The organism is Rhodococcus sp. SB1D (assembly GCF_048573875.1).
Lineage (GTDB): Bacteria > Actinomycetota > Actinomycetes > Mycobacteriales > Mycobacteriaceae > Rhodococcus_F > Rhodococcus_F qingshengii.
Genome location: NZ_JBMAIQ010000001.1, coordinates 211,842 through 229,901 on the forward strand (window position 1 = coordinate 211,842; position 18,060 = coordinate 229,901).

General features: G+C 64.0%; 17 protein-coding genes. 11 read left to right on the plus strand and 6 right to left on the minus strand.

The window, feature by feature from the left end; genetic code table 11:
• Positions 1–63 precede the first annotated feature (63 nt).
• Both ACN50D_RS00995 and ACN50D_RS01000 read left to right on the plus strand, forming a co-directional pair.
• On the plus strand, positions 64–861 hold the full coding sequence (locus ACN50D_RS00995) for an ABC transporter ATP-binding protein (protein ID WP_007731166.1): 798 nt from the start codon (positions 64–66) through the stop codon (positions 859–861).
• Entirely contained in the window at positions 858–3,308 is a 2,451-nt protein-coding gene (locus ACN50D_RS01000) for an ABC transporter permease (RefSeq protein ID WP_211920455.1), read from the plus strand. Before ACN50D_RS00995 ends, ACN50D_RS01000 begins: the two co-directional genes overlap by 4 nt.
• A gap of 3 nt (positions 3,309–3,311) precedes the next feature.
• Here ACN50D_RS01000 and ACN50D_RS01005 read toward each other — a convergent pair whose 3' ends face one another.
• Together ACN50D_RS01005 and ACN50D_RS01010 are read right to left on the minus strand one after the other, a co-directional pair.
• Positions 3,312–4,025: a TIGR03089 family protein gene (locus tag ACN50D_RS01005; RefSeq protein ID WP_003940786.1), complete on the minus strand. Its 714-nt coding sequence runs from the start codon at positions 4,023–4,025 to the stop codon at positions 3,312–3,314.
• Between the two features lie 38 nt (positions 4,026–4,063).
• A complete protein-coding gene (locus tag ACN50D_RS01010) occupies positions 4,064–5,548 on the minus strand; it encodes an LCP family protein (protein WP_042450261.1) in 1,485 nt (494 codons plus the stop codon).
• Positions 5,549–5,662: 114 nt separating this feature from the next.
• On the opposite strand from ACN50D_RS01010, the gene rfbD reads away from it, so the two are divergent.
• The 4 genes from rfbD to ACN50D_RS01030 are packed head-to-tail and all read left to right on the plus strand — an operon-like array spanning position 5,663 to position 9,342.
• Positions 5,663–6,502 (plus strand): dTDP-4-dehydrorhamnose reductase, encoded by an 840-nt coding sequence (gene rfbD / locus ACN50D_RS01015; RefSeq protein WP_003940884.1) that lies wholly within the window; start codon positions 5,663–5,665, stop codon positions 6,500–6,502.
• A gap of 43 nt (positions 6,503–6,545) precedes the next feature.
• Positions 6,546–7,460 carry a glycosyltransferase family 2 protein gene (locus ACN50D_RS01020; RefSeq protein WP_003940999.1) on the plus strand — a complete coding sequence of 305 codons (915 nt, stop codon included), beginning with the start codon at positions 6,546–6,548 and terminating at the stop codon, positions 7,458–7,460.
• Positions 7,457–8,539 carry a sugar phosphate nucleotidyltransferase gene (locus ACN50D_RS01025; RefSeq protein WP_037125580.1) on the plus strand — a complete coding sequence of 361 codons (1,083 nt, stop codon included), beginning with the start codon at positions 7,457–7,459 and terminating at the stop codon, positions 8,537–8,539. The genes ACN50D_RS01020 and ACN50D_RS01025 overlap by 4 nt, the downstream gene beginning before the upstream one ends.
• Positions 8,540–8,571: 32 nt before the next feature.
• Positions 8,572–9,342 carry an SGNH/GDSL hydrolase family protein gene (locus tag ACN50D_RS01030; protein ID WP_211920453.1) on the plus strand — a complete coding sequence of 257 codons (771 nt, stop codon included), beginning with the start codon at positions 8,572–8,574 and terminating at the stop codon, positions 9,340–9,342.
• Here ACN50D_RS01030 and ACN50D_RS01035 read toward each other — a convergent pair.
• From ACN50D_RS01035 to cofD, 3 genes are read right to left on the minus strand one after another with little or no spacing between them, the layout of a single operon-like run.
• Entirely contained in the window at positions 9,333–9,893 is a 561-nt protein-coding gene (locus tag ACN50D_RS01035) for an NUDIX hydrolase (protein WP_003940680.1), read from the minus strand. The genes ACN50D_RS01030 and ACN50D_RS01035 overlap by 10 nt on opposite strands.
• A 4-nt stretch (positions 9,894–9,897) precedes the next feature.
• The gene (locus ACN50D_RS01040; RefSeq protein ID WP_042450117.1) at positions 9,898–11,283 is read right to left on the minus strand and encodes a coenzyme F420-0:L-glutamate ligase; all 1,386 of its coding nucleotides are present in this window, start codon (positions 11,281–11,283) and stop codon (positions 9,898–9,900) included.
• A complete protein-coding gene (cofD, locus tag ACN50D_RS01045; protein WP_003940958.1) occupies positions 11,280–12,272 on the minus strand; it encodes a 2-phospho-L-lactate transferase in 993 nt (330 codons plus the stop codon). The genes ACN50D_RS01040 and cofD overlap by 4 nt, the downstream gene beginning before the upstream one ends.
• A 380-nt stretch (positions 12,273–12,652) precedes the next feature.
• On the opposite strand from cofD, the gene ACN50D_RS01050 reads away from it, so the two are divergent.
• Positions 12,653–12,931, plus strand: a complete 279-nt coding sequence (locus ACN50D_RS01050) for a WhiB family transcriptional regulator (protein ID WP_020907098.1) — start codon at positions 12,653–12,655, stop codon at positions 12,929–12,931.
• A 175-nt stretch (positions 12,932–13,106) separates the two neighbouring features.
• On the opposite strand, the gene ACN50D_RS01055 is transcribed toward ACN50D_RS01050, so the two are convergent.
• The gene (locus ACN50D_RS01055) at positions 13,107–13,595 is read right to left on the minus strand and encodes a metallopeptidase family protein (RefSeq protein ID WP_003940797.1); all 489 of its coding nucleotides are present in this window, start codon (positions 13,593–13,595) and stop codon (positions 13,107–13,109) included.
• A 79-nt stretch (positions 13,596–13,674) separates the two neighbouring features.
• Between ACN50D_RS01055 and ACN50D_RS01060 the strand changes: the two genes are divergently transcribed.
• The 4 genes from ACN50D_RS01060 (at position 13,675) to manA (ending at position 18,053) form a co-directional block, all read left to right on the plus strand.
• Positions 13,675–14,061 (plus strand): DUF3499 domain-containing protein, encoded by a 387-nt coding sequence (locus ACN50D_RS01060; protein ID WP_007731177.1) that lies wholly within the window; start codon positions 13,675–13,677, stop codon positions 14,059–14,061.
• Between the two features lie 127 nt (positions 14,062–14,188).
• On the plus strand, positions 14,189–15,562 hold the full coding sequence (locus tag ACN50D_RS01065) for a phosphomannomutase/phosphoglucomutase (protein ID WP_003941022.1): 1,374 nt from the start codon (positions 14,189–14,191) through the stop codon (positions 15,560–15,562).
• Positions 15,563–15,725: 163 nt separating this feature from the next.
• The gene (locus ACN50D_RS01070; protein WP_211920451.1) at positions 15,726–16,820 is read left to right on the plus strand and encodes a tobH protein; all 1,095 of its coding nucleotides are present in this window, start codon (positions 15,726–15,728) and stop codon (positions 16,818–16,820) included.
• Positions 16,821–18,053, plus strand: a complete 1,233-nt coding sequence (gene manA, locus ACN50D_RS01075; protein ID WP_007731182.1) for a mannose-6-phosphate isomerase, class I — start codon at positions 16,821–16,823, stop codon at positions 18,051–18,053.
• Positions 18,054–18,060: the final 7 nt, after the last annotated feature.

The window sequence follows — 18,060 nt, forward strand, 5'->3', positions numbered from 1 at the left end:
AGACCACTTGCGCTGCAATAACGTCGATTCCGTCATAGCGAGAAGCTTTACGGAGGGCAAAAAATGCATGCGCACACCACGACGGAACCAGCCGCAGTGCCGGCGATCACTGCCCGCGGTGTCACCAAGGTGTACGGCACCGGTGAGACCACGGTTCACGCGCTCGGCGGAGTCGACGTGGACTTCGGTCGCGAGCGGTTCACCGCGATCATGGGCCCGTCCGGCTCCGGAAAGTCGACGCTCATGCACTGCCTGGCCGGACTCGACACGGTCTCGGGTGGGCAGGTTTTCCTGGGCGACACCGAAGTCACGAAACTCGGCGACACGGAGCTCACCGAACTGCGACGCGAGCGGATCGGATTCGTCTTCCAAGCGTTCAACCTGCTACCGGTGCTCACTGCTCGGGAGAACATGCTGCTGCCGATGAAGCTGGCAGGTAGTGAACCCTCGTCCGAGTGGATGGACGAGGTGATCGGAAAGCTGGGCCTGTCGCAGCGCCTCGACCACCTGCCGCACGAGTTGTCCGGCGGTCAGCAGCAACGTGTAGCTGTCGCCCGTGCATTACTGCCCCAGCCCGACGTGATCTTTGCCGACGAGCCTACCGGCAACCTGGATTCCCGTTCCGGGACAGAGGTTCTGGGACTCTTGCGCACCAGTGTCCGGGAGACCGGTCAGACGGTCGTGATGGTGACACACGATCCGGTGGCGGCGTCGTACGCGGATCGAGTCGTGTTGATCGCGGACGGGCGTATAGCCGGAGAGATCGACCATCCCACCGTCGACTCGGTGATCGGTGCCATGCGAGCTCTCGGTGCCGACGACCTGGCCGATGTTCCTGCAGTTTCGGGTGCACTGCGATGAGAGGTCTGGCTTTTGCGCAGGCGCGGGCACATGCCGGGCGCTATGTGGCGTCGATACTCGCGGTGGTGATCGCCGTCGGATACATCGTCGCGACTTTGTCCTTGAGCTCGACGGTCGACGCGAGTGTGAGCAAATCACTTGCGACGCAATACGAAACCACAGATGTCGTCGCGTCCGGTCCAGGCGTGACAGAAGCACTGCTGAGCGCGGTGCCGGGCGTCTCGGCGGTGGCCGACGACGTGTCGACCTATGTTCGTGTCGACTCCGAGGCAAAGGGCGCGTCCTACGGGGATGCGCTCTCGATTGCCGACAATCCCGAATTGCGTTGGGAGAAGGTGTCGGAGGGATCGATTCCGGCCGGTCTGGGGCAGGTGTTGGTGAGCGCGGACTCCGGGATACCGATCGGTGCCCGAATCACAGTCACGGCACGGGATTCGACGGTCGGTGCCGCCGCACCCACCGCGGAGGTAGTCGGACTGGTCGACCTCTCCGGTTCGGCGCAACGACTGGGCGGGATCAAGATATTCACCACCGCCGAGCAGGTGAGCGCGTGGGCCGGTGACAGTGCCGAACGTGAGTTCCGTGTCGCCGGTGATGGTTCACGCTCTCAGCAACAACTCGTGGATTCGATCGCGAGCGCGTTGCCCGCGGACTCCACCGTGCTGACCGGCGACGAAGCCACAGACAACGCCGCAGCCGAATACATGGGCGGCACCAAGATCCTCAGCACGGTGTTGCTCGCCTTCGGCGCCATCGCCGTTGTTGTTGCCGCGCTGGTGATCGCCAATACATTTGCCGTGCTGCTCGCGGCGCGCACTCAGGAACTTGCGTTGCTGCGATGCGTCGGCGCCACGGCCAAACAGGTTCGCCGGAGCATTCGCAGTGAAGCCGCGGCGGTCGGCGTGATCGCCTCGGTGATCGGCGTCGGACTCGGTGTCGGACTTGCCTGGGCAATCGGTCGCGTAGCAACGGCCGCAGATGTGCCGGTTCCTCTTTCGTCACTGAGCGTCACCCCGGTGACCGTGCTCGTCGGTCTTGCCGTCGGCATCGTGATGACGATGCTCGCTGCATCTGCGCCCGGGCGGGCGGCAACGAGGCTCTCCCCGCTGGCAGCACTGCAGCCGATGGAGTCCAAGCCTGAGAGCGTTCAGGTATCGGTGGTGCGCCGGGTTCTCGGCGTCGTGATCCTGCTCGCGGGCATCGCGATGACCGTCCTGGGAGTGACGAATCAGCAGGTGCCGGCGGCAACCGCCGGTGGACTGTTCTCGTTCCTGGGGATCGCGGCACTGTCCGGTCGAATCGTGCCTGCACTGATCAATGCGGCCGGCGGAGTGTTGGCGAGACTGATCGGTCCGGTGGGAAGCCTGGCAGCAGGCAACGCCGGCAGGAACCCACGCCGCACCTCGGCGACGGCCACCGCATTGTTGATCGGTGTGGCCTTGACGAGCACGCTCGTCGTGGGAATCGCGACGGTCAAGGAAGCCGCACCCGCGGCGATGGACAGTCAATTCCCCGTCGACGTCATGGTGAGCAGTTCAGGTTCGGCACCGCTTCCCGCAGGGTTGGGCACAGACATCGCCGCGGTCAACGGTGTCGGCGCGGTGAGCGGTCTGGACAAGGCCGAACTGACGATCGACGGGCGCGGTTCGTTGGCCGGATTCGGCGTCGACGCTGCTCGGGTGAAAGATGTTCTGCGTACCGAGATCTCGGTACCCGCGGCCGGTCAGTTGGTGCTCTCGCCCGCTGACCTGACCGAATACAAGCTCTCGGCGGGCGATACGGCGACGGTGCGTGGGGATCGCGGCGTCGTGAACGTCAGCGTGGTCGAGGGCGTGAAAGGTCAACCAGCACTACTGGATCGAGGCGATCTCGGTGCAGCGGCCACCGCGCCGACCACCGATTCGTACTGGGTAAGGCTGGGGACGGATACTGACGAACAGGCTTTGGCCGCCACCGACCGCATCACGGAACTGGCACGCCAGGAAGCGCCGGGCAGCGATGTTCAGGGCATGACCGAGATGCGTTCAGCTCTCGATTCGATCCTCGACACCATGCTCATGGTGGTTGCCGGATTGCTGTCGGTAGCGGTGTTGATTGCTTTGATCGGCGTCGGAAACACCATGGCACTGTCCGTTCTCGAACGGCGCCGCGAATCCGGACTGCTTCGCGCACTCGGACTGACCAAGAAGGGAATTCGAGCCATGTTGATCTGGGAAGCGCTGCTCGTGGCAGGAGTCGCATCGGTGATCGGAGTGCTGTTCGGGATGGTGTTCGGTGTAGCCGGTACCGCATCGGTATTCGGGATCGAGGACGTCGCCCTCAGCGCAGTGCCGTGGGTGCAGTTGGTAGCCATCGTGTTGATCGGCGGAATCTGCGGTGTGATCGCGTCACTGCTCCCCGCTAGGCGGGCGGGGCTGGTGTCACCGGTGACAGCTCTCGCGAGCTAGCGTTCAGAACTGTTTCGTGACCTTCTCGGTGCCCACTCGGCGCGCGGTAGCTTCCGCGTCCGGGTGGGCCACCTGCACGAGTGAGGCGCCCGCGGCGAGAACTGCCAGAAGCCCGTCGATCAATTCGTCTGCCGTGTCCCACGTGCGACTGGAGAGGACACGATCCGTCGACACCAATTCGACGTTCTTCGCCGATGCCCGTGCCGCGTCGATCGTGTCCGCTACGGACCGGCCTTCGAGCGCCGAACCGGCTCCGGCGCTACGGAACTGGTCGCCGTGCACACGGATGGAGGTTGCGTAGTCGGCGACGCCGAGCGGAAGATCGCTCAAACCTTTGCCGAACGCGTCGAGGGAGAGTGCGGCTACCTCCGGTACGTCCGCAACATCGTCCAGTCGGTCGGCAGTGACAAAAGCCAGTTCGGCGTCGGCGTCGGGGGAGAGGACCACCTCACCGCCTGCCCACCACACACCCAGCAAGACGGCGACGCTCTGCCAGTGCGCGGGAAGCAGCACGGCAACTTTGCCGCCGGGCTCGAGAGCGAACTCGTCGCGAACCATGTTCGCTGTCTTTGCCGCCCAATTGGCCAGAGTGCTCGCAGACAATTCGATGCGCTCGCCGGTGGCGTCGTCGTAGTAGGTCACGCGAGGGCCGGCCGGGTCGGCAGCCAGGATCGGTCCGAGGAGGGCGTCGGTCAGGTTGTCTACAGGCGAAGGCACGTAATCAGCTTACGCAGCCGTTCAGTTCACACAATTTTTCAGTTGACACAGCGCGGGCCGTTGGAGGCCGCGTCGATCGGCGGGCCGGGAGGGGCGGGAGTGGGGCTGGTCTCGGTGGTGCTCGACGATTCAGTGGTGCTTGTCGCTCCTTCGGACGGGGATACCGCGTCCGCGGACTGCGGGCCGCTGTAGTCCTCGGCAATGACAACCCGAACCTTGCCCGAGGACAATGACGAATCCGCCTTGACCGTCAGACCGCCGAGTGCCTCGGCGACCGCGAGTGCTGCGTCGTCGTCCGCGGACTTTGCGAACACCGTCGATTCGGTGACGTCGGAGCCGGTGTTGTTGCCGACCTGACCCTGCTTGTACCCGAGGGCACTCAACGCTTCGGAAACCCCGCTGGCCAACCCTGCGATGTCACTGGCGTTTGCGACGTCGACCGTGATCGAGGACGCATTTACCGTGGTCGGTGCTTCGGAGGTCTCCTCCGAGTCCTCGCTGTCGGCGCCGACCAATCCCGCGATGTACTTCTTGACGGCCTTGGGATCGACCTTGACGATGGACTCGCCGTAATCGGTCATGCCGTTGATGTCGAGAACGGGAATTGTCTCGAATTGCACCTTGCCGCCGGCCAGATTCTGCAACTGCTTGGCGAACTCGATGATGTCCCAGTCGTCGTCGATCACGACGGAACGCTGGACAGCCGAGGTCAGCTGACTGAGCTTGCCGGGGTCACTGAGGGTTTTTGCGCTGAGTACCTTGCTGACGAGAGAAGCCATGAACACCTGCTGGCGAACGATCCGGTCCAGGTCGCCGCGAGGAAGATCGTGTCGTTGTCGCACGAAGCTCAGCGCGTCGGCACCGTCGAGTGTCTGTTTCCCGGCCGCGAAATTGGCTCCGGACATCGGTTCGTCTACCGGCGCGTTGAGGCACACGTCGACTCCGCCCACTGCGTTGGTCAGCAGGACGAATCCGAGTAGTCCGACTTCGGCGTAGTGATCGACGGTGATGCCGGTCAGATTCGCCACCGCTCCGATGAGCGCGGTCCGGCCGGCTTCCGTCGACTTCTTGTCTGCGTCGCTGTCGGACGACCCGTTGTTGACCAACTTCAGCCGTTCGGTTTCCTTGGTGGCACCGAACGCGGCGTTGATCTTCGACATACCGATACCCGGGACGTTGACGTACGCGTCGCGGGGAATCGAGATCGCGGTCGCGGAACTCCCGTCGTTGGGGACGCGGATCAAGATGATGGTGTCGGTATTGGACGCAACTTCCTCACCTGCGCGCAACGAGTCGAGCTCGCTTTGTGAGAGCGGGTTGCCGTGCGCGTCCGTTCGACTGTCCGTTCCCACCATCAGAATGTCGATGGCGCCGTCCTTGCCGCCACCGAGGCCGAGTCCGCTGGCAGTGGCAAGGCTGTTTCTCAACGAGTCCACACCCCGCCACGCGAACCCGGTGACCAGCAGTACGAGCACGGACAGCACCGCGACCGCTATGCGAGCCGGGCTCGTCTTGGTCCGAATCGGCGCAGGTCGTGGACGCGCGCGGCGCTGCGGTTGCTGGTGGGACACCCCTTCAGGTTACTGGTCCGATGCTCGGCCGCGGGTACCTCGACGCGGCGTGCCAGACTCAACCGTGTGACGAATATCCTGCTCACCGGCGCCCGAGGGCAGCTCGGAACACGTATCGATGCTCTCGCAACGTCGGCGGGTCACACTGTGACGGCCGTCGGTTCCCGCGAGCTCGACATCACCGACAGCCGCGCGGTCGACGACTTCGTCTCGCCTGGTTCGGTGCTGATCAACTGCGCTGCGTACACGGCCGTCGATGCTGCCGAGACCGACCAGGAGGCGGCGAGGGCGGTCAACGAGATCGGACCGCGGAATCTCGCGCAAGCCTGTGCGCGGGTGGGTTCGCGGTTGATCCACGTTTCGACGGACTACGTCTTTCCGGGCGATGCAAGCTCGCCATACGACGTCGATGCACCGACCGGTCCCGCGACGGTCTACGGCCGAACCAAACTGGACGGCGAGATCGCTGTTCGAGAGTCGGGGGCTGACGCGGCCGTTGTCCGCACCGCGTGGGTGTACTCCGGTGTCGGCACGGATTTTGTCGCCACGATGAGAAGGCTCGAAGCCGAACGCGAATTCGTGAACGTCGTGGACGACCAGATCGGGTCACCCACGTACAGCGTCGATCTGGCCGGCGGCATCGTCGAACTCGCGCTGCTGGACTTCACGGGTGCGTCGACATTCCACGTGACCAACGGCGGGCAAGCAAGTTGGTACGAGTTGGCGCGAGCTGTTTTCGAGGAGATCGGAGCAGACCCTGCTCGGGTGCGCCCGTGCAGTAGTGCGGAGTTCGTACGCCCTGCCCCGCGCCCGGCATATTCGGTCTTGTCCGAGCGCGCGTGGGTTACCGCGGGAATGACGCCGCTGCGTCCGTGGCGAGAGGCTCTGCACGCCGCTCTGGCGTGAGCATTGTTCGGGACAGTGGCCGCGGACGGCTAGGCTGACCGGCGTGAGTCCCAAGCTGGCCGTGGTAACGGTGACCTACTCGCCAGGCGAGCATCTCGAGAATTTCTTGAGCACGCTCGCTGTGGCGACGACAGAAAAACCCCAGGTCATCATGGCCGACAATGGGTCGACCGATGGTGCCCCCGAGGCCGCCGATGCCAAGTACGAGCATGTCCGTCTGCTTCGAACCGGCGGAAACATCGGGTACGGGGGAGCGATAAATCGGGCTGTAGCGGAGATCGATTCGTCGATCGAATTCGTCGTGATTTCCAACCCGGACGTCCAATGGGCACCCGGTTCACTCGACGAATTGGTGGCTGCGGCAAATCGGTGGCCAAGGGCCGGTGCACTGGGGCCGAAGGTCCTCGAACCGGACGGCAGTGTCTATCCGTCGGCGCGAACGGTGCCCGACATCACCTCGGGCGTCGGGCACGCGTTGCTCGGTACCGTATGGCCGAAGAACCCGTGGACTGCTCGTTACCGTCAGGAGAACGAGGCCGTCACCGAGCGTGCAGTGGGGTGGCTTTCCGGGTCGTGCCTGCTGGTGCGACGCGACGCCTTCGACACCATCTCCGGTTTCGACTCTCGTTACTTCATGTACATGGAGGACGTGGACTTCGGTGACCGCCTCGGAAAAGCCGGGTGGCTCAACGTATTCGTCCCCTCGGCCGTCGTCACCCATGCCAAAGGCCATGCGGCAGGACGTCATCCGGAACTGATGTTGCCTGCCCATCATCGCAGTGCGTACCAGTTCCAGGCTGATCGCCATCCGCACTGGTGGCAGGCTCCGCTACGACTTGCCTTGCGCGGTGGCCTCGCGGTGCGATCCAAGATCGCCGTAGCTTCTGCAGTTCGCGAGCGCGCTCGCACCGACAACTCGACCGACAACCCATCAGTTTCGAACCACGGGGGAAAATGATGTCCGATCCGAATCCGACCGACGCCGTAATCCTGGTAGGCGGCAAGGGCACTCGGCTGCGTCCGTTGACGCTGTCGGCGCCCAAGCCGATGCTTCCGACAGCCGGCCTTCCGTTCCTGACGCACCTGCTCGCCCGCATCGAGGCAGCCGGAATCAAGCACGTCGTGCTCGGAACGTCCTTCAAGGCAGAGGTATTCGAGGACTACTTCGGCGACGGCTCCAAGATGGGCCTCGAGATCGACTACGTCTTCGAGACCGAACCGCTGGGCACCGGTGGCGGAATCCGCAACGTGCTGCCGAAGTTGCGCGGTGACAACGTCATGGTGTTCAACGGCGACGTGCTCGGTGGCACCGATCTGAACGGCATTCTCGAGACCCACGAGAAGACGGACGCCGACGTGACCCTGCATCTGGTTCGTGTGGGAGACCCGCGAGCATTCGGTTGTGTTCCGACCGACGAGGACGGACGAGTCTCGGCATTCCTGGAGAAGACCCAGGATCCGCCGACGGATCAGATCAACGCCGGCTGCTACGTCTTCAAGCGCGAAATCATCGAACAGATCCCCGAAGGACGACCGGTGTCGGTCGAGCGCGAGGTGTTCCCGAATCTGCTGGCCGAGGGCAAGCGGGTGTTCGGCCACGTCGACTCGTCGTACTGGCGTGACATGGGAACCCCCGAGGACTTCGTTCGCGGTTCCGCCGACCTGGTGCGAGGTATCGCACCTTCGCCGGCTCTCGAAGGTCCGCGCGGCGAGTCGCTGGTTCACCCCGGAGCCGGAATCGCGCCGGGCGCTGTCCTGATCGGCGGCACGGTTGTCGGTCGGGGCGCAGAAGTCGGCGCAGGCGCTCGCCTCGACGGTGCAATTCTCTTCGACGGCGCCGTTGTGGAAGCCGGCGCGGTGGTCGAACGATCGATCCTCGGATTCGGCGTCCGTATCGGACCCCGAGCGCTGGTCCGCGACGCTGTCATCGGCGACGGCGCGGACATCGGTGCGCGGTGCGAATTGTTGCGCGGCGCACGCGTGTGGCCGGGGGTGACGCTGCCGGACGGTGGCGTGCGCTTCAGCACAGATGTGTGATCGTTAGCTGACCTACTGGAATACTGGCGGGTATGACTTCTCTTCCGAGCCGTTACGTTGCCCTCGGTGACTCGTTCACCGAGGGCGTCGGCGACGCCGACGAACGATTCCCCAACGGTCTGCGCGGGTGGGCAGACCGAGTGGCCGAGCAGCTGGCGGTGAACAATCCCGACTTCCGCTACGCCAACCTGGCGATTCGTGGTCGCCTACTCGGACCGATCATCGACGAGCAGTTGGAACCCGCTCTGGCGTTGAAGCCCGATCTGGTGACCATCTACGCCGGCGGAAACGACATGATGCGTCCGAAGCTCGACATCGATGCGATGGTCGTCCGCTACGATTCGGCAATCGGTCAGCTCACTGCATCCGGCGCTCGGGTTCTGATGTTCACCGCGTACGACACCGGATGGTCCGCCTTCTTCGGCAAGCTCCGCGGACGTCTGGCGATCTACAACGAGCTTGTTCGCGAGGTGGCCGACCGCCACGACGCGACCCTCGTCGACTTCTGGCGATTCTCCGAATATCAGGACCTTCGGATGTGGGACTGGGATCGCCTCCACATGTCGCCCTCCGGGCACGAGAACATGGCGACGCGTGTGCTCGACGTGCTCGGCGTCGAACACGGATTGACCCCGCCCGATCTCGGGCCTGCGCCGGTTCTCACGAAAGCCGAAACTCGTCGCGAGGATCGTCAATGGGCGCGAGAGTTCTTGGTGCCGTGGGTAGCTCGGCGCGTGAAGGGAACATCTTCGGGCGACGGCGTGAGCGCCAAGCAGCCCCAGCTTTCTCCGATTCAGTCCTGATTCTTGCGCTGACGGGCGAGCGCGACCAGGTGGTCGATGGTCTCGCGTTCCGCTGTAGGTGGGAGCGCGTCCACCGGCCACCATCTGAGGTCGGTGGACTCTGCGCTGCGGACGATATGTGAATTGTCCGGCGCCACAACAAGAAACCGTAGATCGAGATGGCGAGTCGGTACTCCGAGTGAGCACGTGATCGGATGCGTGTGGGCGGAGAGTAGGTCCGCGTCTATCCGAACGTCGTGAATTCCGGACTCCTCGCGAGCTTCCCGCAATGCCGCATCTACCACCGTCTCGTCGTCGGGCTCGCAGTGGCCGCCGAGCTGAATCCACCTGCCCACCTTGGGATGCAGGGTCAGCAAGACGTGGCAGCCACTCTCGTCGAGAACGAGAGACGACGCGGTGATGTGTCCCGGTGCGTGGCGACGAAGGCAGCCGTCCGGAGCCGAATCGAGGAACGCGAGCATCGTGTGCCGCAATGATTCGTCCGCTTCGGAGGACGTCTCCCAGCCCTCCAGGACGCCCTTGGCGGAGGCGTGCAGCGATTCGGCTGACATGGACCTACAGCTCCACCAACGCGTCCCCGGGGGCGGAGACAGAGCGCGGAGTCAGTGGTTCGAGGGGGTGCCCGATTGCGATGGCACCGAGTGGCTGCCAATCCGCCGGGAGATCGAGTTGTTCGCGTACGAGATCGGCGGCGAAGATCGTCGATCCGATCCAGCAGCTTCCCACGCCGCGGGTGGCCAACGAGACCAGCAGTCCCTGCACTGCCGCGCCGGCGGCGACCGTGAACATCGTCGACTCCGCCGCGGTTCGTCCGGCATCCGGATAACTGTGTGCGCCATCGGGCACGCAGAAGGGAATGACGACCTCGGGGGCGTCGAACAGGATGTTTCCGCGGGCAACCCGGGCCTCGACGGATTCGTCACTGCGACCGTCGGCGCGAAGATCGGCGGCCCACTTCTCGCGCATCTGCTCGAGAAGAGCCGTGCGGACCGACTCCGTGCGTAGCCACACGAATCGAACCGGTCTCGTGTGGTGCGGTGCGGGAGCGGTGAGTGCCTCGGCGATCGAGCTGCGAATGATCTCCGCGTCGACGGGATCACTTGCGAACTGTCGAACCGATCGACGCAACAGCAGCGCCTGGCCACGGCCCATCGCCGTAGCTTCCTCGGTGCCCAGCCAGAACAGATCGTCCGGGCCGCGGCGAATCAGATCCTGGCCACTCGAACCGTCGTCCTCGAACCGAAGCCCACGAACGACGGCGACGGGAACGCCGCCCAGCTTGCCCTTGACCAAGTCGCCCGCAGCGGCGATTTCGTCCGCGATCGCGATCTCGGTGACGATCAGATCGTTGCCCTGACTGTCCTGTGCTCCGAGGTAGCCGTGCAGGACCGGAATGCCGGACGAACCGATTGCGGCGTCGGTCTGCCCGTTGCGCCACGCACGACCCATCGTGTCGGTGACGACGACGGCGACGGACTTGCCCGTGCTCTCGAGAATTCGGGCGCGCAGACCCGCAGCGCTCGCATCCGGATCCACGGGGAGTAGCGCCAATTCGGCACCGTCGACGTTGGAGCCGTCGATGCCCGATGCGGCCTGCACGATTCCGAGTTTGTTCTCGGTGATCAGAGTGCGGCCCTTGCGTGCCACGACGCGGACGGCTTCCTGATCCACCAGGAGGCGTCGTGCCGCGTCGCGCTCTTCCGGATCGGTCGGTGAGGAAACGACGCGACCCTCGACTTTGGAGAACACCTTGCTCGTGACGACAACGACGTCGCCGCTCTCGAGCCACGGCGTCGCGTCGACGACAGCGGTGGCCAAGTCGTCTCCGGGCCGGAACTCGGGAAGCCCGAGCACGGGAATGACTTCGATTGCGGCGCCGGGGGAGTGATCACCGGGAGAGTGATTTCTGTCGCGGCTTGCTTCGGTTCCGGGCTCGGTCACAGTTCGACTCCGGCGATCTCGAAAGCCGTGCGAACCATTTTCGCGGTCTCTTCGGGGGACGTCATCAAAAGTGGGATGCTTCGCACGTCCACCCCGTCGATGTCGGCCGTGTCACCTTCGTCGACGAGCCAGCCGTCGAGAATGCCGTTGATCGAACGAGCTCCGTAGTGGCGACCGATCGCCTCCGAAGTCGTCTCGACCCCGATCACCTCGAGGCACTCGTCAGCCATGCCGCGCAACGGTTTTCCGCCGATGACGGGGGAGAGGCCGACAACCTTGGCCGCGGTTGTTCGCAGGGCACCGCGAATGCCGGGCACCGCGAGGATCGCGCCGACGCTCACGACGGGATTGGACGGTGCGATCAGCACGATGTCGGCACCGTCGATCGCCTCGACCACCCCTGGCGCGGGCTTGGCCTGCTCGGCGCCGACGTGAGCGAAGCTGTGCGTTTCCACCTGTGCCCGATGGCGTACCCACCACTCCTGGAAATGAATCGCCTTCTGCTCACCGTCTTCCGGATCGGTGATCACGACGTGTGTTTCGCTGCGGTCGTCGCTCACGGGAAGCAGTGCGACACCGGGATTCCAGCGATTGCACAACGCTTCGGTGATCGCGGACAACGGATATCCCGTGCGGAGCATCTGGCTGCGAATCAAATGCGTTGCGATATCGCGATCTCCGAGGCCGAACCAGTCCGGCTTCGCTCCGTATGCCGCGAGTTCTTCTTTCGCATTCCAGGTTTCGCCGGCGTGCCCCCACCCGCGTTCGGTGTCGATACCGCCGCCGAGTGTGTACATACAAGTGTCCAGATCGGGGCAGATGCGCAGACCGTGCATCCACACGTCGTCCCCGACGTTGACGACGGCCGTGATGCGATGTGGGCCTTCGTATTTCTCGAGGGATTCACCACCGGCGATTCCGAGCGCGTTTTGAACACCTTGAAGGAAACGGGCCCCGCCGACGCCGCCAACCAATACAGTCACGTTCACGACAACAGAGCCTAGGCGGTCGGCGCGTCGTCGTGTCTGGCGGGCAGAAGGTCCCGTCAATTGAGGGCCGGAATACTAATGGATTCATCTCGTTTAGCTTGACCGCGACACGCTGGACGTGTGTAATCTCAAATGTGTCATTCCAACCGCTACTTGTGAGTTCACTTGCAGCGGGGCCGGTTTCGAACACAGTTTCGAACGGTCGACGGGGTGGGGTTGAAGATGGAGTGAAAATTCTGCGCTATTACAGGTGAGGAGGCGGAACGATGCCCAATGAAAATGTCGAGATCAGTTCTCTCGCAATGACAGTAAGCGACGAACCGCAGACCGATTCCCGAGCAGGCGCAGCAGAAGGTGCCTGCAGCAGTGAGTTCGACGGTATGAGTACTCGGCCAGTGCTGAGTCTCGTCACCGGCTTCGAAGAATTGTTCGACACCATCGAGGATCAGTGGCAGGAGCGTGCTCTCTGCGCGCAGACCGATCCCGAAGCGTTCTTTCCTGAAAAGGGAGGATCGACGAGGGAAGCAAAACGGATCTGCCTCGGTTGTGAAGTTCGTGACGAGTGCCTCGAGTACGCGCTCGCGAACGACGAACGGTTCGGAATCTGGGGAGGGTTGTCCGAGCGCGAGCGTCGGCGACTCAAGCGGGGGATCATCTGATCTGCTGCTGAATCGGTTCTGTCAGCGTCGGGGCTGACGGGCGGTCTTCGAAAGTCTGACCTGCAACGGGGAATTGCAGGTCAAGCAACGACTGTTTTGTTCTTCGTGTGGATTTACTTCTTCGTGTGACATCAGTTTTTTCGTCTGACAGTGCGTCAGTCCTCGTCGGGCAGTATCAGTCCTCGTCGGGCAGCGTGGGGTCGATGACCTGTGGGTCGACGCCCAGATACGTGCCGACTTGATGGACCAACACGTCGTGCACCAGATCCGTGAGTTCTTCCGGATCCTTCGCTCGCTGCTCCAATGGGCGGCGAAACAGCACAATTCTTGCGCGAGTCGTATTTCCGTGACGGTCGATTCCGGCCGGAATCAGTCGTGACAGTGGAACCGGGCCGTCTGCGATGACCTCCGGCGGCCATGTGACGGACTCCGGATCGTGGGCGTGAATCTTCGGAACTTCGTCCACTGCGATGTCGAGTTTCGTCAGCCGGTCGTGCCATGCGAGGTCGACGGGAGAGAATGCGTCGAGCACCAGGAGATCGAACTTCTCCGCGCGGGTACGCCTGGCGGGTACCTCCGGGGGAAGTAGCGGTCCGCGCAGGCCACGGCCGTGTCGCTCGATGGAACGAGTAGTGACCGAGCGTCGGCGGCGGGCTTGTGGCATGGCGCCAGATTACGACAGGAGAAACTGCTCGGTGTGTCCGAGTAGGTTCCGGACGTGGGGAGGGCTAGGCTCCGTACCTGTGAGATCTCTGCGTCGCTGCTGCCGCCCCGGGTGCAAGAACCCCGCCGTCGCGACGCTTACGTATGTCTACTCGGACTCCACTGCGGTTGTCGGGCCGCTGGCAACCGTCGCCGAGCCCCATTCATGGGATTTGTGTGACACTCACGGCTCTCGAATCACCGCCCCCAAGGGGTGGGAACTCGTCCGCCACGAAGGCGGATTCGCGTCGAGTACTCCCGACGAAGACGATCTGACCGCTTTGGCCGAAGCTGTACGTGAGGCCGGTCTCGGAGATCGCAGCAAGTCCAACGTCGATGCAGATGAGGACATACGTCCCGCAGCTCCGAGTACTGCCCGTACAGGGCGTCGTGGACACCTACGCGTTCTGCCCGACCCGTCCAACTGACGCGAGATTCGTCGCCGTAGACGCTAGGCTCGATCGAGTACTTCCACACCCGAGTACTGCGAATCTCCGGACGCCATGCGCCCGGATGTTCCCGTCTGTGAGGGTGCATGCACAAGGAGAGTTTTCAGTGGGGCGAACAGCCGAGTCGGTTGCTGCAATCATCAAGGCGTACGACGTACGCGGTGTGGTCGGTGAGCAGATCGACGAAGATTTTGTCCGCGACGTCGGTGCGTCGTTCGCCCGCCTGGTCCGCGACGAGGCCGGCGCCGCCACGACGGTTGTGATCGGCTACGACATGCGCGCATCGTCGCCCACACTGTCTTCGGCTTTCGGTGACGGCGTGCTTGCTCAAGGGCTCGACGTCGTCTACATCGGATTGGCGTCGACCGACGAGCTCTACTTTGCATCCGGTTTGCTGAACTGCCCGGGCGCGATGTTCACGGCGAGCCACAATCCCGCCAAGTACAACGGCATCAAGATGTGTCGGGCCGGCGCCAAGCCGGTCGGTCAGGACACCGGCCTCGCAGTCATCTCCGCCGAGGTCGTCTCGGGTGTTCCCGCGTACGACGGACCGGCAGGCACCGCCAGCACCAAGGACGTCCTCGAGGAATACGCGAGCTACCTCCGCGGATTGGTCGACCTGGCTGCGTTGCGCCCGCTGAAGGTCGCAGTCGATGCAGGCAACGGTATGGGCGGCCATACCGCGCCGGCCGTATTCGGGCCGATGCCCCTCGACGTCCTGCCGCTGTACTTCGAGCTCGACGGCACGTTCCCCAACCACGAAGCCAATCCGCTCGATCCGGCCAACCTCGTCGACCTGCAGGCCTACGTGCGCGAAACCGGAGCGGACATCGGCTTGGCGTTCGACGGTGACGCGGACCGTTGCTTCGTCGTAGACGAGAAGGGCGACCCGGTCTCGCCGTCCGCGGTGACGGCACTTGTCGCCAAGCGCGAACTCGCGAAGGAACCGGGCGCGTCGATCATCCACAACCTGATCACGTCACGGGCAGTTCCCGAACTCGTCGAAGAACTCGGCGGCGTCGCTATTCGTACCCGAGTCGGCCACTCGTTCATCAAGCAGGAGATGGCCGAGACCGGTGCGGTGTTCGGCGGCGAGCACTCCGCTCACTACTACTTCCGCGACTTCTGGGGCGCCGACTCCGGCATGCTCGCGGCGCTGCACGTACTCGCCGCACTGGGCGAGCAGGATCGTCCGCTTTCCGAGTTGATGGCGGAGTACACCCGCTACGCGGCCTCGGGCGAGATCAACTCCACCGTGGCTGACGCGGCAGATCGTACGGCCGCTGTACTGGCGGCATTTGCCGACCGCACCGAGTCGGTGGATCGCCTCGACGGTGTCACGGTCAGTCTCGAGGGAAATGCCTGGTTCAACTTGCGCGCGTCCAACACCGAACCACTGCTGCGACTCAACGTCGAAGCACCCACGTCCGCCGATGTCGACGCATTGGTGAACGAAATTCTGGCGATCGTCCGGGCTTGAATCCGAGTCTGATCGGTTTGTCGGTGAGCCGAAGCCCTGGGATAGTTGGGGGACTATCTCAGGAACGACGGCCTCGGGAACGAGGGCTTTGCCACCACGGACCGCGTGGAGCTGGAATGCTGGATGGTGCGGGAACTGCTAACGGAGAAGGGGGTGCGGTGAGATGACAGCGCCGATGCCGCTTCTCGACCTCGACGACAGCGAGGGTTTGTCAGCTGCCGATTCGGAAGGGCTACTGCGGTCTGTAGCCATGGGCGGCGCACAGATTCGGGCCACCGCGTCGGCCGTCGGTGAGGGTGTGATCTCCCGATTGGCCGGTCTGCGTCCGCGCAGCGTCGTACTGATCGCCGGCGCGGGTGGCGCCCGGCACGGAGCCAGGATCGCGCTTGCTCTCGTCGGAGATTCGGTCGGTTGCCCGCTCCTCGTTCTCGACCGGACGCCGTCGTGGGCCGGGCCGTTGGACGTGATCGTCTTCGCCGGTGACGATGCCGGTGATCCACGCCTCGTCGAATCCGTTGACAGTGCCGTACGCCGCGGCGCCGAGGTTGTTGTCGCCGTTCCCGACGAGGGGCCCATGCGAGCCGTGGCGGCCGGGCGCACCATGCCCTTGCCACCGCGGCTCTACGCCTTGCCCCGGCACACGATGACGCGGTTCCTCGCCGTCTTCCTCGCGGTTGCCGCCGAAATCGAGGGCAAGGGATCGATCGAGGACCGTTCGGCGGTGCTCGGTCGAATCGCCGACGCAGTTGATGCGGAGGCGCTGCGGGACGGACCGGCCAACGAGGTATTCCACAACCCGGCCAAGTCGTTGGCCACCAGGATGAGCGGCCGGCGAGTCGTTCTGTGTGGAAGTGGTTCCGTGACAACAGCACTCGCAGAGTTCTCGAGCGTTGCGCTGATGAGCTCCGGCCTGAACGCCGCTGCCGCCGAGATGTCCGAGGTGATTCGTTCGGCGCGAGCACTGTTCGCGCCGGACGCAGCTTCACGTGATTCGGTGTTCCACGACCCCTTCTTTCACGATCCGCAACTCGACGGCGCGCTGCCGACCCCGCCGGCGCGGGCGTTCGTCTTCGCGACCGAATCCACGCGCGGGGAGGCGAGGCGCCGGATGGACGCACTGGCTGACGCCGACCTGGTGGTTGCGGCAGACGAAGACCAGACCAACGTGGTCATATCGGAGATGGAGCAGGTATTCGTGTTGGCGTCTCGAGTAGACATGGCCGCGGCGTACGTGCAGTTGACGGGCGGTGCGAAGTAAGTGCGTGAACTCGAAGGTGCACTTCGTTCTTACGCGTGGGGCTCGCGAACGGCAATTGCCGAACTACGCGGTCTTTCGACTCCGTCGAATCATCCCGAAGCGGAATTGTGGTTGGGCGCGCACCCGGGTGACCCGGCGCGCGTGATCACCGAATCCGGAAGCGAGTCGTTGCTCGAGGTTCTGCACCGCGAACCCGAACGCGAACTCGGCCGCGAGAACCTCGAGACATTCGGTGAGCGACTCCCATTCCTGCTCAAGCTGCTTGCGGCGGAAGAACCGCTGTCGCTTCAAGCGCATCCCAGCGCCGTTCAAGCCGACGAGGGTTTTCGTCGTGAGAACGCACTCGGCGTTCCCATGGAATCGCCGATTCGCAACTACAAGGACGGCAGCCACAAGCCCGAACTCGTTGTCGCGCTGAGCAGATTCGAAGCGCTTGCCGGATTCCGCGAGCCGACGCGGACTGTCAAACTGCTGCGCGCTCTGGCCGTCGACGAGTTGGAGCCGTACATCGGTCTGCTCGAAGGGCAACCCGATTCCGACGGACTGCGGGCGTTGTTCACGACGTGGATCACGCTGCCGTCCACGGTGCTCGGGACCTTGCTCCCTGCCGTACTTGCCGGGTGCATCACCTACGTCGCGCACCACGACGCCGAATTCGTGACCGAGATCCGCACCGCGCTGGAATTGAGCGAGGCGTACCCCGGCGACGCCGGTGTTCTGGCGGCACTGCTGCTCAACCGCGTCACCCTCGAGCCCGGCCAAGGACTGTTTCTCGCTGCCGGCAATCTCCACGCGTATCTCCATGGACTCGCGGTCGAGATCATGGCCAACTCCGACAACGTGCTGCGCGGTGGGCTGACACCGAAGCACGTCGACGTGCCCGAATTGCTGAGGGTTCTGGACTTCGTCGGGGCCGATATCGAAGTGCTCGATCCGGCCCCGTCATCTGGATCAGGTCAGTCAGGATCAGGTAGATACGAGTACGTCACGCCGGCGCCCGAATTTCGTTTGACGCGTCTGGAGTTCGACGCGAATTCCACGGACATCGTCGTCGACGCTTCAGGCCCGCGGATTCTGATCTGCACCGACGGCGCGGTCACTGCGACGTGCGGCGCCGACACTCTCGACCTCGATCGAGGCCGAGCGGCGTGGATCGCTGCCGACGAGCCCGCGATACACCTGAGCACACGGACCCCGACTGCGCAGGTTTTCAGTGCCGTAGTCGGAAACTAGGAGACAT

Bases quoted from the DNA above. Each gene is read 5' to 3' on its own strand.
- ACN50D_RS00995 (WP_007731166.1), top strand. From the start codon at position 64: ATGCATGCGCACACCACGACGGAACCAGCCGCAGTGCCGGCGATCACT.
- ACN50D_RS01000 (WP_211920455.1), top strand. From the start codon at position 858: ATGAGAGGTCTGGCTTTTGCGCAGGCGCGGGCACATGCCGGGCGCTAT.
- ACN50D_RS01025 (WP_037125580.1), top strand. From the start codon at position 7,457: ATGATGTCCGATCCGAATCCGACCGACGCCGTAATCCTGGTAGGCGGC.
- ACN50D_RS01030 (WP_211920453.1), top strand. From the start codon at position 8,572: ATGACTTCTCTTCCGAGCCGTTACGTTGCCCTCGGTGACTCGTTCACC.
- ACN50D_RS01035 (WP_003940680.1), bottom strand. From the start codon at position 9,893: ATGTCAGCCGAATCGCTGCACGCCTCCGCCAAGGGCGTCCTGGAGGGC.
- ACN50D_RS01050 (WP_020907098.1), top strand. From the start codon at position 12,653: ATGAGTACTCGGCCAGTGCTGAGTCTCGTCACCGGCTTCGAAGAATTG.
- ACN50D_RS01055 (WP_003940797.1), bottom strand. From the start codon at position 13,595: ATGCCACAAGCCCGCCGCCGACGCTCGGTCACTACTCGTTCCATCGAG.
- ACN50D_RS01070 (WP_211920451.1), top strand. From the start codon at position 15,726: ATGACAGCGCCGATGCCGCTTCTCGACCTCGACGACAGCGAGGGTTTG.